The 13,931-nt window shown below is 70.6% G+C and carries 11 protein-coding genes and 1 pseudogene; 2 read left to right on the forward strand and 10 right to left on the reverse strand.

Annotated features, from left to right (window positions below):
• Positions 1-118: 118 nt before the first annotated feature.
• The 6 genes from OHA61_RS05900 to OHA61_RS05925 all read right to left on the reverse strand — a co-directional run bounded on the left by OHA61_RS05900 (position 119) and on the right by OHA61_RS05925 (position 7,391).
• The gene (locus OHA61_RS05900; protein WP_406302069.1) at positions 119-1,123 is read right to left on the reverse strand and encodes a sugar phosphate isomerase/epimerase family protein; all 1,005 of its coding nucleotides are present in this window, start codon (positions 1,121-1,123) and stop codon (positions 119-121) included.
• 9 nt (positions 1,124-1,132) lie between these two features.
• Positions 1,133-2,410, reverse strand: coding sequence for a Gfo/Idh/MocA family protein (locus OHA61_RS05905; RefSeq protein ID WP_406302070.1), 1,278 nt, complete (start codon positions 2,408-2,410; stop codon positions 1,133-1,135).
• A 45-nt stretch (positions 2,411-2,455) separates the two neighbouring features.
• Positions 2,456-3,502 (reverse strand): substrate-binding domain-containing protein, encoded by a 1,047-nt coding sequence (locus tag OHA61_RS05910; RefSeq protein ID WP_406302072.1) that lies wholly within the window; start codon positions 3,500-3,502, stop codon positions 2,456-2,458.
• 67 nt (positions 3,503-3,569) lie between these two features.
• Entirely contained in the window at positions 3,570-4,604 is a 1,035-nt protein-coding gene (locus tag OHA61_RS05915) for an ABC transporter permease (RefSeq protein WP_406302073.1), read from the reverse strand.
• Entirely contained in the window at positions 4,601-6,124 is a 1,524-nt protein-coding gene (locus OHA61_RS05920; RefSeq protein ID WP_406302074.1) for a sugar ABC transporter ATP-binding protein, read from the reverse strand. The genes OHA61_RS05915 and OHA61_RS05920 overlap by 4 nt, the downstream gene beginning before the upstream one ends.
• Positions 6,125-6,209: 85 nt before the next feature.
• Positions 6,210-7,391: an ROK family protein gene (locus OHA61_RS05925; protein ID WP_406302075.1), complete on the reverse strand. Its 1,182-nt coding sequence runs from the start codon at positions 7,389-7,391 to the stop codon at positions 6,210-6,212.
• A gap of 201 nt (positions 7,392-7,592) precedes the next feature.
• Between OHA61_RS05925 and OHA61_RS05930 the strand changes: the two genes are divergently transcribed.
• Positions 7,593-8,423 carry an NAD(P)H-binding protein gene (locus OHA61_RS05930; RefSeq protein WP_406302076.1) on the forward strand — a complete coding sequence of 277 codons (831 nt, stop codon included), beginning with the start codon at positions 7,593-7,595 and terminating at the stop codon, positions 8,421-8,423.
• Between the two features lie 182 nt (positions 8,424-8,605).
• On the opposite strand, the gene OHA61_RS05935 is transcribed toward OHA61_RS05930, so the two are convergent.
• A complete protein-coding gene (locus OHA61_RS05935) occupies positions 8,606-9,082 on the reverse strand; it encodes an NUDIX domain-containing protein (protein WP_406302077.1) in 477 nt (158 codons plus the stop codon).
• Between the two features lie 19 nt (positions 9,083-9,101).
• On the reverse strand, positions 9,102-10,040 hold the full coding sequence (locus OHA61_RS05940; protein WP_406302078.1) for a beta-ketoacyl-ACP synthase III: 939 nt from the start codon (positions 10,038-10,040) through the stop codon (positions 9,102-9,104).
• Positions 10,041-10,283: 243 nt separating this feature from the next.
• Here OHA61_RS05940 and fdhD point away from each other — a divergent pair, with 243 nt between their 5' ends.
• Complete coding sequence (fdhD, locus tag OHA61_RS05945; protein ID WP_406307288.1) at positions 10,284-11,123, forward strand: formate dehydrogenase accessory sulfurtransferase FdhD; 840 nt, start codon at positions 10,284-10,286, stop codon at positions 11,121-11,123.
• 241 nt (positions 11,124-11,364) lie between these two features.
• Here the strand turns inward: fdhD and OHA61_RS05950 are convergent.
• Positions 11,365-13,038, reverse strand: a pseudogene (locus OHA61_RS05950) (LamG-like jellyroll fold domain-containing protein); the annotation flags it as partial.
• 350 nt (positions 13,039-13,388) lie between these two features.
• Positions 13,389-13,802, reverse strand: coding sequence for a (2Fe-2S) ferredoxin domain-containing protein (locus tag OHA61_RS05955; RefSeq protein ID WP_406302079.1), 414 nt, complete (start codon positions 13,800-13,802; stop codon positions 13,389-13,391).
• Positions 13,803-13,931 lie beyond the last annotated feature (129 nt).

The following is a 13,931-nucleotide window of genomic DNA, read 5'->3' on the forward strand; positions in this document are numbered from 1 at the left end:
GCAGTAGGGAAGTTCAACTTCTTCCTACTGCAGGACAAAGACGAACCCGAGCAGCTGGGACCGGCCCGGCGGCGGATCCGCCGCCGGGCGTGGAGCTGCAGCAATGCGCCTTGCAGCGTTAGTCGTTGCCTCCGAATGCCGCATCGAAGGAGGCGGTGGGCGGGTCGAAATCGAAGCGCCTCAGGTCAGCAAGCGCTTGTGGAGCACCCGTCAGGCGGTCCATTCCCGCGTCCTCCCACTCCACCGAGATGGGACCGTCGTATCCGATCGAGCGGAGCATCCGGAAGACGTCCTCCCAAGGGACGTCACCGTGCCCGGCCGAGACGAAGTCCCAGCCGCGCCGCGGGTCTCCCCACGGCAGATGGGAGCCGAGCCTGCCGTTGCGGCCGTCGAGACGCTTGCGCGCCTCCTTGCAGTCGACGTGGTAGATCCGGTCCCGGAAGTCGTACAGGAATCCGACCGGGTCCAGATCCTGCCAGACGAAGTGGCTCGGGTCGAAGTTGAGCCCGAAGGCCGGCCGGTTGCCGACGGCCTCCAGAGCCCGCTGCGTGGTCCAGTAGTCGTACGCGATCTCGCTGGGGTGCACCTCGTGCGCGAAACGGACCCCCTCCCCGTCGAAGACGTCCAGGATCGGGTTCCAGCGCTCGGCGAAGTCCTCGAACCCCCGCTCGATCATCCGCTCGGGCACCGGCGGGAACATCGCCACCAGATGCCAGATCGAGGAGCCGGTGAAACCGATGACGGTACGCACCCCGAACGCGGCCGCGGCCCGCGCGGTGTCCTTGATCTCGGCCGCCGCCCGCCGCCGCACGCCTTCGGCCTCGCCGTCGCCCCAGATACGGGCAGGCAGGATGGCTTGGTGGCGTTCGTCGATGATGCTGTCGCAGACGGCCTGACCGACCAGATGGTTGGAGATCGCCCAGCAGGTGAGGCCGTACTTCTCCAGAAGGGCGTGGCGCCCGTCGAGATACGAGGGGTCGGCGAGCGCCTTGTCGACCTCGAAGTGGTCGCCCCAGCAGGCGAGTTCGAGGCCGTCGTAGCCGAAGTCGCGGGCGAGCCGGCAGACCTCCTCCAGCGGCAGATCGGCCCACTGGCCGGTGAAGAGCGTGAACGGGCGGGGCATGCGGACCTCCTAGGCCTGAGTCTGCACGGATGTCGGTACGGGGGTGTAGACGGCGTTCCTTTCGGCACTCTCCTCAACCGCCGCGAGCACCCGCTGCACCTGCAGCCCGTCCGCGAACGACGGCGACGGGTCGGTGCCGGCCGCGATCGCCTCGACCAGATCGCGGGCCTGGTGGGCGAAGGTGTGCTCGTAGCCGAGTACGTGGCCGGGCGGCCACCACGCCGCCAGATACGGATGCTCCGGTTCGGTGACCAGGATGCGCTTGAAGCCGGATGAGGCGGCGGGCTCGGTGTGGTCGTGGAAGAACAGCTCGTTCAGCCGCTCCAGGTCGAAGGCGAGCGAGCCGAGCTCGCCGTTGATCTCCAGTCGCAGGGCGTTCTTGCGCCCCGACGCCATCCGGGTGGCCTCGAAGGTGGCGAGGGCTCCCGAAGCGAGGCGCCCGGTGAACACCGCCGCGTCATCCACGGTGACCGGCCCGCGCTCGGCCCCGCCGGACGCAAATGGCCCGCCCGACGCGGAAGGCCCGGCCGACGCTGAAAGGCCGGCCGACGCCCCCGCGAGCAGCGGGCGTTCTCGTACGAAGGTCTCCACGAGCGCCGAGACGCCCACCAGCGGCTCCCCCGCCAGATACTGCGCGAGGTCCACGATGTGCGCGCCCAGATCGCCGAGCGCACCGGAGCCCGCCTGCTCGCGCCGGAGCCGCCACGTGAGGGGGAAGTCCGGATCGACCAGCCAGTCCTGGAGATAGGTGAAGCGCACATGCCGCAGGGTGCCGAGCCTGGCGTCGGCGATGAGCCGACGGGCGTACGCGATCGCGGGCACCCGCCGGTAGTTGAAGCCGACCATCGCCAACTGGCCCCGCTCCCTGGCCGCTTCGGCGGCCGCGACCATTGTCTCTGCCTCGGCGACCGAATTGGCCAGCGGCTTCTCGCACAGGACGTGCTTGCCCGCCTCCAGCGCCGCGACGGCGATCTCCATATGGCTGTCCCCCGGCGTGCAGATGTCGACCAGCTGCACATCGTCGCGGGTCACGAGGTCGCGCCAGTCGGTCTCCGCCGCCGTCCAGCCGTGCCGGTCGGCGGCGGCCCGCACGGCCGCCGCGTCACGGCCGCCGATCGCGGCGAGGACCGGCCGCAGCGGCAGGTCGAAGACGCGTCCGGCGGTGCGCCACCCCTGTGAGTGGGCGGCGCCCATGAACGCGTATCCGACCATGCCGACGCCGAGCGCCGGCGGACCGGCGGCCGGCGGACCGACTGTCGCTGCAGCCTCACTGTCCCTCTGTTCCATACGGGTTTCTCCTCGTCGGTTGCTCGGTGGGGGCGGGCAGGCCGGTCAGCTGAACCCCGTGGGCAGGTACTCATCGACGTTCTCCTTGGTCACGACGGCGGAGTACAGGGTGATCGAAGCGGGGATCTCCAGTTCCGACATTCCGCTGACGCCCTTGGCCTGGCCGAGTGCGCGGGCGAGGTCGATGGCGGACGCGGCCATGGTCGGCGGATAGAGGACGGTGGCCTTCAGGACGCTGTTGTCGGCCTTGATGGCGTCCATCGCGGACTTGGCTCCGGCGCCGCCGACCATGAGGAAGTCCTTGCGGCCCGCCTGCGCGATGGCGCGCAGTGCGCCCACCCCCTGGTCGTCGTCGTGATTCCAGAGCGCGTCGAACTGGCTCTGGGCCTGGAGCAGGGCGGCCATCTTCGCCTGGCCGGACTCGACGGTGAACTCGGCCGCCTGGCGGGCCACCTTCTTGATGGTGGGGTAGTTCTTCAAGGCGTCGTCGAAGCCCTGGGTGCGCTGCTTGGTGAGTTCCAGATTGTCGAGTCCGGCCAGCTCGATGACCTTGGCATTCGGCTTGTCCTTGAGCTGCTCGCCGATGTAGTTGCCGGCGTTGAGGCCCATGCCGTAGTTGTCGCCGCCGATCCAGCACCGGTACGCCTGCGGGGAGGCGAAGATCCGGTCCAGGTTGATGACGGGGATGCCCGCCTTCATGGCCTGCAGGCCCACCTGGGTGAGGGCCTTGCCGTCGGCGGGGAGGATGACGAGGACGTCGACCTTCTTGTTGATCAGCGTCTGGACCTGGCCGATCTGGGCGGCGGTGTCGTTGGAGCCCTCGGTGATTTCCAGCGTCACCTCGGAGTACTTCTTGGCACGCGACTTCGCGTTCTCGTTGATCGCGTTGAGCCAGCCGTGGTCGGCCTGCGGTCCGGCGAAGCCGATGGTGACAGCCTTGCCCGGCTTGTCGTCGGCCGCGGGCACGTTGTTGGTTGCCGCCTGCGACTTCTTGGGCTCATTGCTGGTGCAGGCGGTCAGCAGCGCGCCGGCGGAGACGGCGGCAGTGCCGAAGAGCAGTCCTCTGCGGCTGGTGGCTGGGATTTCTGGCATGGCGGATCAACCCTTCGGCTGGGGGCGACAGATGGGGAGGGGGGAAGTGGTGGAGGTGTGACCGGGGTCAGTGTTCGGCGCCGCGCAGAGTGCGGTGCTGCACCAGGACGGCGGCGACGATGATCGCGCCCTTCGCGATCTGCTGCACGGCGCTCTCCAGGTTGTTGAGGGCGAAGATGTTGGTGATCGTGGTGAAGACGAGGACGCCGAGCACCGAGCCGACGATGGTGCCCCGGCCGCCGCTGAGCAGCGTGCCGCCGATGATCGCCGCGGCGATGGCGTCCAGCTCGTAGAGATTGCCGTTGGTGTTCTGTCCCGAACCGGCGAGCACGATCAGCATGAACGCGGCGATGCCGCAGCACAGTCCGGAGAGCAGATAGAGGTAGAGCCGCTGGCGGCGTACGTCGATGCCGGCGAGGCGGGCGGCTTCCGCGTTGCCGCCGACGGCGACGGTCCGCCGCCCGAAGGTGGTGCGGTTCAGCAGCAGCCAGCCGACAACCGTGACGGCAGCGAAGACGAGCACGAGCGGCGGGATGCCGAGGATGTACGCGTCCTTGATACCGAGGTCCAGCACGGAGTTGACGGTGACGATCTGCGTCTTGCCGTCGGTGATCTGCAGGGCGAGACCGCGCGCCGAGGCGAGCATCGCGAGGGTCGCGATGAACGGCACCATCCCGCCGTACGCGATGAGCAGACCGTTCACCAGTCCGCAGCCCAGGCCGACGATCACGGCGGTGAAGAGGATGCCCGCGAAGCCGTACTCCTGCGTCGCCACCGTCGTCGCCCACACGGAGGCGAGTGCGACGATCGCGCCGACCGACAGATCTATGCCGCCGCTGGTGATCACAAAGGTCATGCCGACCGTGACGACCCCGATGATCGATGCCTGGGTGAGGACGAGCTGAAGATTGCTGGTGGCGAGGAATTCATCGGGCTTGGTGATGCCGCCGACCGCGATCAGTACGGCGAGGACGCCGAGCAGCGAGAGATTGCGGACATCCGCCCGCATTCCCAGCGATCGACGCCAACCCCCGCCCTCGGGTGCGGACTTGGCGATGGGTACCGGCGCGTCCTGCCGCGCCGGAGAGGCTGGCTGCGTCATGCCGTCGGGCTCCCTTCCATCACAAGGTCGAGTACGCGGTGCTCGTCCAGCTCCCGGGCGTCGGCCCGGTGCACGACGCTGCCCTCGCGGAGCACCAGCACCCGGTCGGCGAGGCCCAGGACTTCGGGCACCTCGCTGGATACGAGAAGTACGGCGAGCCCTTCGTCGGCCAGCCGGCGGACCACGGCATACAGTTCGGCGCGCGCGCCGACGTCGACGCCGCGGGTGGGCTCGTCGAGCAGCAGTACCCGGCAGCCGCGCAGCAGCCAGCGGGCGAGTACGGCCTTTTGCTGGTTGCCGCCGGAGAGGGTGCGGATCCGGGCTTCCGGGTTGTCGGGGCGCAGGGAGAGCTCCCTGGTCGCCTGCTGTGCCGCTGCCCGTTCGGCGCGGCGGTCGAGCAATCCGCCGCGGGAGAAGCGGGAGAGGGAGGAGACGGAGACATTGCGGGTGACGGACTCCAGCATCAGCAGGCCCTGCGCCTTGCGCTCCTCGGGGGCGAGGCCGATTCCGGCGCGTACGGCGGCGCGTACGCTGCCGGGGCGCAGCGGGCTGCCGTCGACGAGGACACGCCCGGCGCTGGGTTTGCGGGCGCCGTAGATCGTCTCCAGAATCTCGGAGCGTCCGGAGCCCACGAGTCCGGCGAGCCCGACGATCTCGCCGGGGCGCAGTTCGAGGTCGAGGGGCGCGAACTCCCCTTTCCTGGCGAGTCCTTCGACCGTCAGAACCGGCAGACGGTCCGCCGCGTGCGCGCGGTGGGGGCGGTCGGGGAAGACGTATTCGACGTTCCGGCCGGTCATCATGGCAACGATGTCACGGGTGGGGGTGTCCCGCGCGGGCAGTCCGACGGCGACGGCCCGGCCGTCCTTGAGGACGGTCACCCGGTCGCCGATGCGGCGGATCTCTTCGAGGCGGTGGGAGATATGGACGACGGCGACCCCGCCGGCGGTCAGATCGCCGACGATACGGAAGAGGTTGTCGACCTCGTCGGGGTCGAGGGCGGCGGAGGGCTCGTCCATCACGATGAGGCGTACGTCGTGGGAGAGCGCCCGGGCCATCGAGACGATCTGCTGCTGGGCAGCCGAGAGGTCGCCGACATGACGGCCCGGGTCGATCTCGGGGTGGCCAAGTCGTTTGAGAATGGCGGCAGTTGCGGACCTGGCCTCTTTGCCTCGTACGACAAAACCGGCGGAGGTCGGCTCGTGTCCGAGGAAGACGTTCTCGGCGACGGAGAGCCCTTCGACGAGATCGAGCTCCTGGTAGATCGTGGCGATACCGAGCCGCATGGCCGCGATGGGCGACCTGAGGGAGACCGCCTCGCCGCGCCAGGTGATCTCGCCGCCGTCGGGCTGATGGGCTCCGGCGAGCACTTTGATGAGGGTGGATTTTCCGGCGCCGTTCTGACCGAGGAGGCAGTGGACCTCGCCGGCCTGGACCTCCAGGTCCACTCCGTCGAGCGCGCGGACGCCGGGGAACGACTTGGTGATGCCGGACATGGTGAGCAGGGGCGGTTCTGGTGCCATGACGAATCCCCTCGGCGGGTGCGGCCGGTGAGCGGGCAGGGCGGTTCCAGGTGCACATGCGGGTCGTACGTACCGGCCTGGTGGATCAGGCCGGCGAGAACAGGTGGTCGCTGATGAGCCGGGCCGCGCCGATCACTCCGGCGGTCGGGCCCAACTCGCCCAGCACGATGGGCAGATTGCCGGTCGCCAGCGGCAGCGACTGGCGGTAGACCTGGGTGCGCACGCTCGCCAGCAGCGTGTGGCCGACGCCCGTCACGCCGCCGCCGATCACCACGAGCCCCGGGTTGAAGAAACTGACCAGTCCGGCGATGACCTGGCCGACGCGGTTGCCGCCCTCACGGATGAGTTCGAGCGAGGTGGCGTCGCCGGCGGCCGCCGCTGCCGCGACATCGACCGCCGTGAGCCGGCCCGCCGTCTCCAGTCTGGCGGCGAGCTCCTGCGACCGGCCGGTGCGGGCCGCGTCCTCGGCGTCGCGGGCGAGCGCGGCACCGCTGAAGTGGGCCTCCAGGCAGCCCTTGTTCCCGCAGGCGCAGGCACGGCCGTCCGGTTCGACCTGGATATGGCCGATGTCGCCGGCGCTGCCCGTCGTACCGCGGTAGACCTCACCGCCGACGACGATGCCGCAGCCGATGCCCGTGCCTATCTTGATGCAGAGGAAGTCGCCCACGGAGCGTGCGACGCCCGCGTGCTGCTCCCCCACCGCCATCAGATTCACATCGTTGTCGACCATGACGGGGCAGCCGAGGTCCTGGCTGAGCGCCTCACGGACGGGGAAGCCGTCCCAGCCGGGCATGATCGGCGGCGCGACCGGCACGCCTTCGGGGAAACGGACCGGACCGGGGACGCCGATGCCCGCACCGTCGAAGCCCTCGGCGAGTCCGGAGGCCTTGAGTTTCGACGCCATCGACAGCACCTGCTCGAAGACGGCGACCGGGCCCTCGCGGACATCCATGGGGTGATTGAGGTGGCCGAGCACTTCGAGCTCGGCGTTGGTGACGGCCACGTCGATGGAGGTGGCGCCGATGTCGACACCGAGGAAGCGCAGCGCGGGGGCGAGCCGGATGTTGTGGGAACGGCGCCCGCCGCGGGAGGCGGCGAGGCCGTCGGCGACGACGAGGCCGGTCTCGAGCAGCCGGTCGACCTCGACGGCGAGCTTGGAACGGGACAGATCAACCTGGTCGCCCAGCTGGGCACGGGAGTTGGGCCCGCCGTCGCGCAACAGCCGGAGCAGTCGCGCCTGGTGCGCGTTCGCGGGTCGAGCCGTCATGCGTCTCACGTGCCCCTCCCCGCCTTTTCGGCCGCGTCCGTCCTTCTTTCGAGGGGAACGTAGCAGCGCTTTCTCCAACTGGGAAGAAGTTGCGCGGGGTTCCGGTACAACTTTCTCCACAGTCGGGACAAAGATCTGACCGTCGATGGAGACTGAGGCCCCCATCGGAGCTCTTCGAGAAGTCTGCGAGAAGGGAATCGCATGATCCTGGTGACAGGCGCCACGGGGAACGTGGGATCGGCGCTGGTCCGGCAGCTGGCCGAGGCGGGCGAGCCGGTGCGCGGTCTCAGCCGCGGCGGCGACCCGTCCAAGCTCCCGCCGGGCGTGGAGGCCGCGGCGGGCGACCTCAACGACCCGAAGTCGCTGCTTCCCGCACTCGCCGGAGTGCGAGCGGTCTTCCTGATGCCGGGCTACGCGGACATGCCCACGACGCTGGCCGAGATCCGGGCGGCCGGTGCCGAACGCGTGGTGCTGCTGTCGGGCAGCTCCGCCGGAAGCAGCGACCTCGACAATGCCATCTCCCGGTACATGGTTGAGTCCGAGACTGCGGTACGGGAGTCCGGACTGCCCTGGACCTTCCTGCGGCCGAGCGCCTTCATGACCAACACGCTTGAGTGGGCACCCCAGTTGCGCGCCGGGGATGTGGTGCGCGCGCCGTGGGCGGGCGTACGGATCGCGAACATCGACCCGTCCGACATCGCGGCGGTCGCGGCGGCGGCACTGCGGACCGGCGACCACGAGGGTCGCGTATACGCGCTGTCCGGGCCGGAATCACTGCTTCCGGCGGACCGGGTGCGGATTCTGGGCGAGGTGCTCGGCCGTGAACTGCGCTTCGAGGGGCAGTCGGACGAGGAGGCGCGGGCGGAGATGAGCGCGACGATGCCGGAGGCGTACGTCGACGCGTTCTTCGGCTTCTACTCGGCGGGGACGCTGGACGAGTCGCGGGTGATGGGGACGGTGCGGGAGGTGACGGGGCGGGAGCCGGGGACGTTCCGGGCGTGGGCGGAGGCGCATGCGGGGGCGTTCGGGTAGGCGGGGTTCCGCTGCGCGGGGCTTGTTCCCCTACCCGCCCTCCCCCTACGGCCTGGCGGCCGTGGGAGGTACCCCCATCCCGAACTGGGGCAAGCCCCAGACCCCGTACGCGCTTCGCGCGTGTCCTCAAACGCCGGACGGGCTGAATGTGCGGCTGGACCGTGCGCGCACCGCGATCCGCGTCACGGCCGGCCGGATTGGAGCAGCTCCTCCAGCCGGTCGATGAAGACCCGCTGCCCCGTCACCAGCTTCCCCCTGGCCTCGTCCAGGCCGAACCACTCGGCCCGGTCGATCTCGGGGAACTCCTGCATACGGCCCGAGCCGCGCGGCCACTCCATGGTGAAGGTCCCCGGCACCACGAGGTCCGTGTCGAGGTTGCCCTCCAGCGCCCATGCGGTGACGATCTTCCCGCTGGTCTGGCGAGCCTCACCGAGCGGCTGCCAGTCGCCCTCGGGCGGCGCCAGGCCCAGTTCCTCCTCGAACTCCCGCCGGGCGGCGGCCATCGGCTCCTCCTCGGAGGTGTACTCCCCCTTCGGCACGGACCAGGCCGCGGCGTCCCGCCCCTCCCAGAACGGCCCGCCCATATGGCCGAGGAGCACCTCGATGTCCGGACTCCGCCTGCGGTACAGCAGCAGGCCCGCGCTTCGTTTCGCCACCATGCCGTTCAGTGTGCCCGGCTCAGGGGCAGCGGATGACCTGACCCGCGTACGAGAGGTTGCCGCCGAAGCCGAACAGCAGCACCGGGTCGCCCGACCGGATCTCGCCGCGCTCGACGAGTTTGGAGAACGCCATGGGGATCGAGCCGGCCGAGGTGTTGCCGGACTCCACCACATCGCGGGCGATGACGGCGTTGACCGCACCGATCTTGTGGGCGACAGGCTCGATGATCCGCAGGTTCGCCTGGTGGAGGACGACCGCGGCCAGTTCCTCGGGGGTGACGCCCGCCCGCTCGCAGACCTTGCGGGCGATGGGCGGGAGCTGGGTGGTGGCCCAGCGGTACACGGACTGGCCCTCCTGCGCGAAGCGGGGCGGCGTGCCCTCGATCCGTACGGCATGGCCCATCTCGGGAACCGAGCCCCACAGCACCGGGCCGATCTCCGCCTCCGCGCTCGCCTCGATGACGGCCGCGCCCGCGCCGTCGCCGACGAGTACGCACGTGGAGCGGTCACTCCAGTCGACGATGTCCGCCATCTTGTCGGCGCCGATGACCAGCGCCCGGGCGGCGGCTCCGGCCCGCACGGCGTGGTCGGCCGTGGCCAGCGCGTGCGTGAAGCCGGCGCAGACGACATTGAGGTCCATGACGGCGGGCGAGCCCATGCCGAGACGGGCCGCGACGCGGGCGGCCGTGTTGGGCGAGCGGTCGATCGCGGTGGAGGTGGCGACCAGTACGAGATCGATGTCGGCCGGTGTGAGACCGGCGGAGGCGAGCGCCTTCGCGGCGGCGTGCGCGGCCAGCTCGTCGACCGGCTCGTCGGGTCCCGCCACATGCCGGGTCTCGATCCCGACGCGGCTGCGGATCCACTCGTCGCTGGTGTCGACCATCTCCGCCAGGTCGGCGTTGGTGAGCACCTTTGCGGGCTGGTAGTGGCCGAGCGCGACGATGCGTGAGCCGGTCATGGGCGGTTCCCCCTGGGTGCGGACAGTGGAATTACCCAGTCTTGGCGGCTACCGCCCGGTACGACGGCATGTGATCCCACAGGATTCGGGGGCCGGAATTTGGAGCTTCCCGAAGGGTGCTGAGTCGTTTGCGTGCAGAGAGCGACCAAGAATTCCCAGGAACCGCTCACCCTGCTTGTGCAGGAGAATGAGATCGTCCGGGTCACCTCGCCGCACGACCGTACAGAATCGGAATTGATCGCCATGGGACGGGTCACCGAGCGCCGCCGCACCATCCGCATCAGGGACGGCGCCGTCTCGTCCCGTCCGGACACCCTCGTGGCCGAGGAGCCCCTGGAGATCCGGCTCAACGGCAAACCGCTCGCGATCACCATGCGCACCCCGGGCGACGACTTCGCGCTCGCGGCGGGCTTCCTGGTCAGCGAGGGTGTGCTCGGGTCCGCGGACGAGCTGCAGTCGATCGTTTACTGCGCCGGGGCCACGGCGGACGGCACCAACACCTACAACGTCGTGGACGTGCAGCTCGCGCCCGGTGTGCCCGTGCCCGACATCACCCTTGAGCGCAACGTCTACACCACGTCCTCCTGCGGTCTGTGCGGCAAGGCAAGCCTCGACGCCGTACGCACCACCGCCCGCTTCCCGATCGCCGACACACCCCCGGTCCGCGTCGAGCCCTCGCTGCTCGCCGCCCTCCCCGACCGGCTGCGGGCGGCCCAGCGGGTCTTCGACCGGACCGGCGGACTGCACGCGGCGGCGCTCTTCTCCGAGGAGGGCGAGCTGCTCGACGTACGGGAGGACGTCGGCCGCCACAACGCCGTCGACAAGCTCGTCGGCCGGGCCCTGCAGGACGGGCGGCTGCCGCTGTCCCGGGTGATCCTTCTGGTCTCGGGGCGCGCGTCGTTCGAGCTGGCGCAGAAGGCGGTCATGGCCGGGATCCCGGTGCTGGCCGCGGTCTCCGCGCCGTCCTCGCTCGCCGTCGACCTGGCCGCCGAAACGGGTCTGACCCTGGTCGGCTTTCTGCGCGGCGCCAACATGAACGTGTACGCGGGCGACGAGCGCATCGCCCTGGGCACCGGGGTCTGAAGCGCCCCCGCCGGACGGGACAAGGACCCGGCCGGCGGGGAGCGCCCCCAGCGTCGGCCGGTTACCTCCGTGCGCTCTTCGTCAGCGGACGACGTCCACGAAGACCGGGTTGGTGTAGCACCAGGTGTCCGCCCACGCGTCGCCGTTGCCCGGCTCGTGGGGAATCGGCCCGTGCGGGTCGATCGCCGCGCCCAGGAAGCCGGAGCCGTTGCGCTTGCCGTCGCTGCCCCGCAGCCGTGCGCATGAAGTCGCGTACGGGCAGGGCGCGTTCGACGATCCTGATGTCGCCGAGCCAGCCGTGCATCAGCTGGTCGAGGGTGCCTCCGTACTCGTAGGCGCCCAGCAGCCAGGGCAGGCCGACCGTGCCGAGTCCGGTCGTGGCGGTGGAGGGGTTGCGGGCGACCTGGCAGCCGTCGACGTACATCGTGGTGTGCTTCGCGTCGTTGACGACGGCGACGTGCCACCACCGCTCGCGCTCCAGCTCATGGCTCCAGTTGGTGACCAGGCCGGGCTGGTTCAGCAGTGCGGCCGCCCACTGGAGGCCGGGTCCGTCGGAGAGGGAGAGGGTGGCGACGGGCTCTTCCGGGTCGCCCGCGGTCTTGCCCGCGGCGCCGAGCGTGCCGCGGCGGCTGAGGATCGAGCCCCAGGCGTGGTGTCCGGCGTCCCAGTCGGCGGGGAGCCTGAGGAAGGCCTCGATGGTGTAACCGGAGCGGAAGGTCTTGGAGTTGAGCGGGGCGTCCTTGGCGGTACGCAGATACGCGCCGTGCAACGGGGGCTTGCCGCCGTCGAAATAGAGACTGCCGTGTCCCGGCTGGTCGGGGTGGTGGCCGGCGGACCAGCGCAGGGCGTCGGCCGGGGGGGCCGGGGACGGGCTCGCGGGTGAGGTCGTTGCCGTGGCCCGACAGGTCGGGGACGCGCAGTGCGGGGTCGGCCGGGGAGCCTTCGGGGTGCGAGCCGTCGAAACGCCAGTAGGCGACGGTGCCGGGCACCAGCATCTTCGCGGCGGGGCGCGGGCCGCGCGGCGGGACGGGCGCGAAGCCTGCGAAACGCTTCTCGAAGTCGACCGGGACGGAGAAGCAGTCCTGGGGGCCGGTGAGTTTAATCTCGCGGCGCTCGAGCTCATTGAGGTCCTCGCCCGCACGGCCGAGGATTCACGGGGAGATCGTCTCGACGTCGATGGTGTTCCTGGCGAGGTCGAACCGGTAGAGGCGGATCATCGCGCTGCCGCCGTAGTAACGGTTCTGGTAGTTGGTGATGTGCAGATGTACGTCGTGGCCCGTGGCGTTGGCGCGAGTGGTGCGGGCGGCGGGCCAGTAGTGGCCGTTGAGGGTCAGGAAGATCTGGTCGTTCTCGGCGATCAGCTCGTCCCACAGGTGCTTGCCGTGCGCGGAGAACTCGGCCTCGTCGCCGTACTCGTCCGCGTACACGAGCTCGTGCGTGGTGAGGATGACCGGAGTCCGCGGGTGTTTGGCGATGACGCCCCTGGCCCAGGCGAGCGAGGCCGGCGAGGGCCGCCAGTCGAGGGCGAGGACCAGCCACTCACGGCCGGCGGCGCGGAAGAGGTGGTACGTGTTGTAGCCGTCGGGCGTGGCGCCGCCGAAGGTGGGGAGCCGGCGCAGACGCCGCGGGCCGAAGGCATCCAGGTAAGGGGTGCGGCCGCGCTGGTCGTCGGTCGAGGACTTGATGTCGTGGTTGCCGGCGACGACGCTGAGCCGACGCGGCGCCGGTCCAGGAGCTCGAAGGCCTCGCTCAGCGGCCCGAATTCGCCCGGCTGCCCGTTCTCGGTGAGATCGCCCAGGTGGGACAGGAAGACGATGTTCTCGTCGCGGCCGTGGTCGAGGATGTAGCGCAGGGAGGCCTTGACGGGCTCGGCGTGGATGCTGGCGCCGTCGAAGAGGTACTGGGTGTCCGGCATGACGACGAAGGTGAATCTGTGGCTGTCCGGGTCGGGACGCCAACTGGCAACGTTGTCAGCGGACTTCTGCTGGTCAAGCGCCGCGGCGGGCGTGGCGGTGGCGAGTCCCGCTGCCGCGGCCGCGGTGGCGGCGCCCGTGAGTCCGGTGGCACGCAGGAACGTGCGACGGCTGGCGGCGGAGAGGGGACCGTCGGGCTGGTGGAGGGGACCGGGTGCGTTCGTCGGGGTGCCTTCGTCGGGGGGAACGGTGAGCACGCTGGGCGAAGGGGCCGGGCACGGCGGGGCCGGAGCGGGGACGTCTGGACGAAGACTGGGTGAACGAGGCGGCGGGCCCTTTGCGTGACGGTGGGTCAGCGGGCCCGGCGCCGGGCGTCGGAGGGCGGGGGGATCATCTGGAGCGCGAGGGTGGCGGGGGGTTCGGCCACGCCGGGACCGCCGGCGGCGACCCACTCCAGCACGTCGTCCGTCGCGTCGTCGTCGAGCGCCCAGCCGATCCAGGCCGCGCGGGCTCCCCGGCGGCGGGCCTCGGTGGTGGGCTGGACCACGATCACGTTCGCCTGTCCGCAGGGGCCGAGGCAGTCGCTCGTACGGACGGCGAGCCGCCCCCCGGATTCCGCGGCGGCCTCGCGCAGCCGGGCCAACTGCCCGTCGTGGTCGGTGCCGGGGTTCTTGCGGGGGTCGCCGCAGCAGCACCCGCGGCACACGACGAGGGTGCAGGGGCGGGGGCGGTGAGGGCCGTGGGGGCGTGTCGCGTACGTCGTCACCTGGCGATCTTGCCAGCCGGGGGGTGCGGGTTGGGATGCGGGGTTACCCGGTGCGGGTCGGGTACGGCCGCTCGATGGCGCGTTCGGAGCGGACTGGAAGTCGGCCCAGCCGAGTTCGGGTGGGCCGAC

Origin of the sequence: Streptomyces sp. NBC_00885, from assembly GCF_045207475.1 — a bacterium.
Classification (GTDB): domain Bacteria; phylum Actinomycetota; class Actinomycetes; order Streptomycetales; family Streptomycetaceae; genus Streptomyces.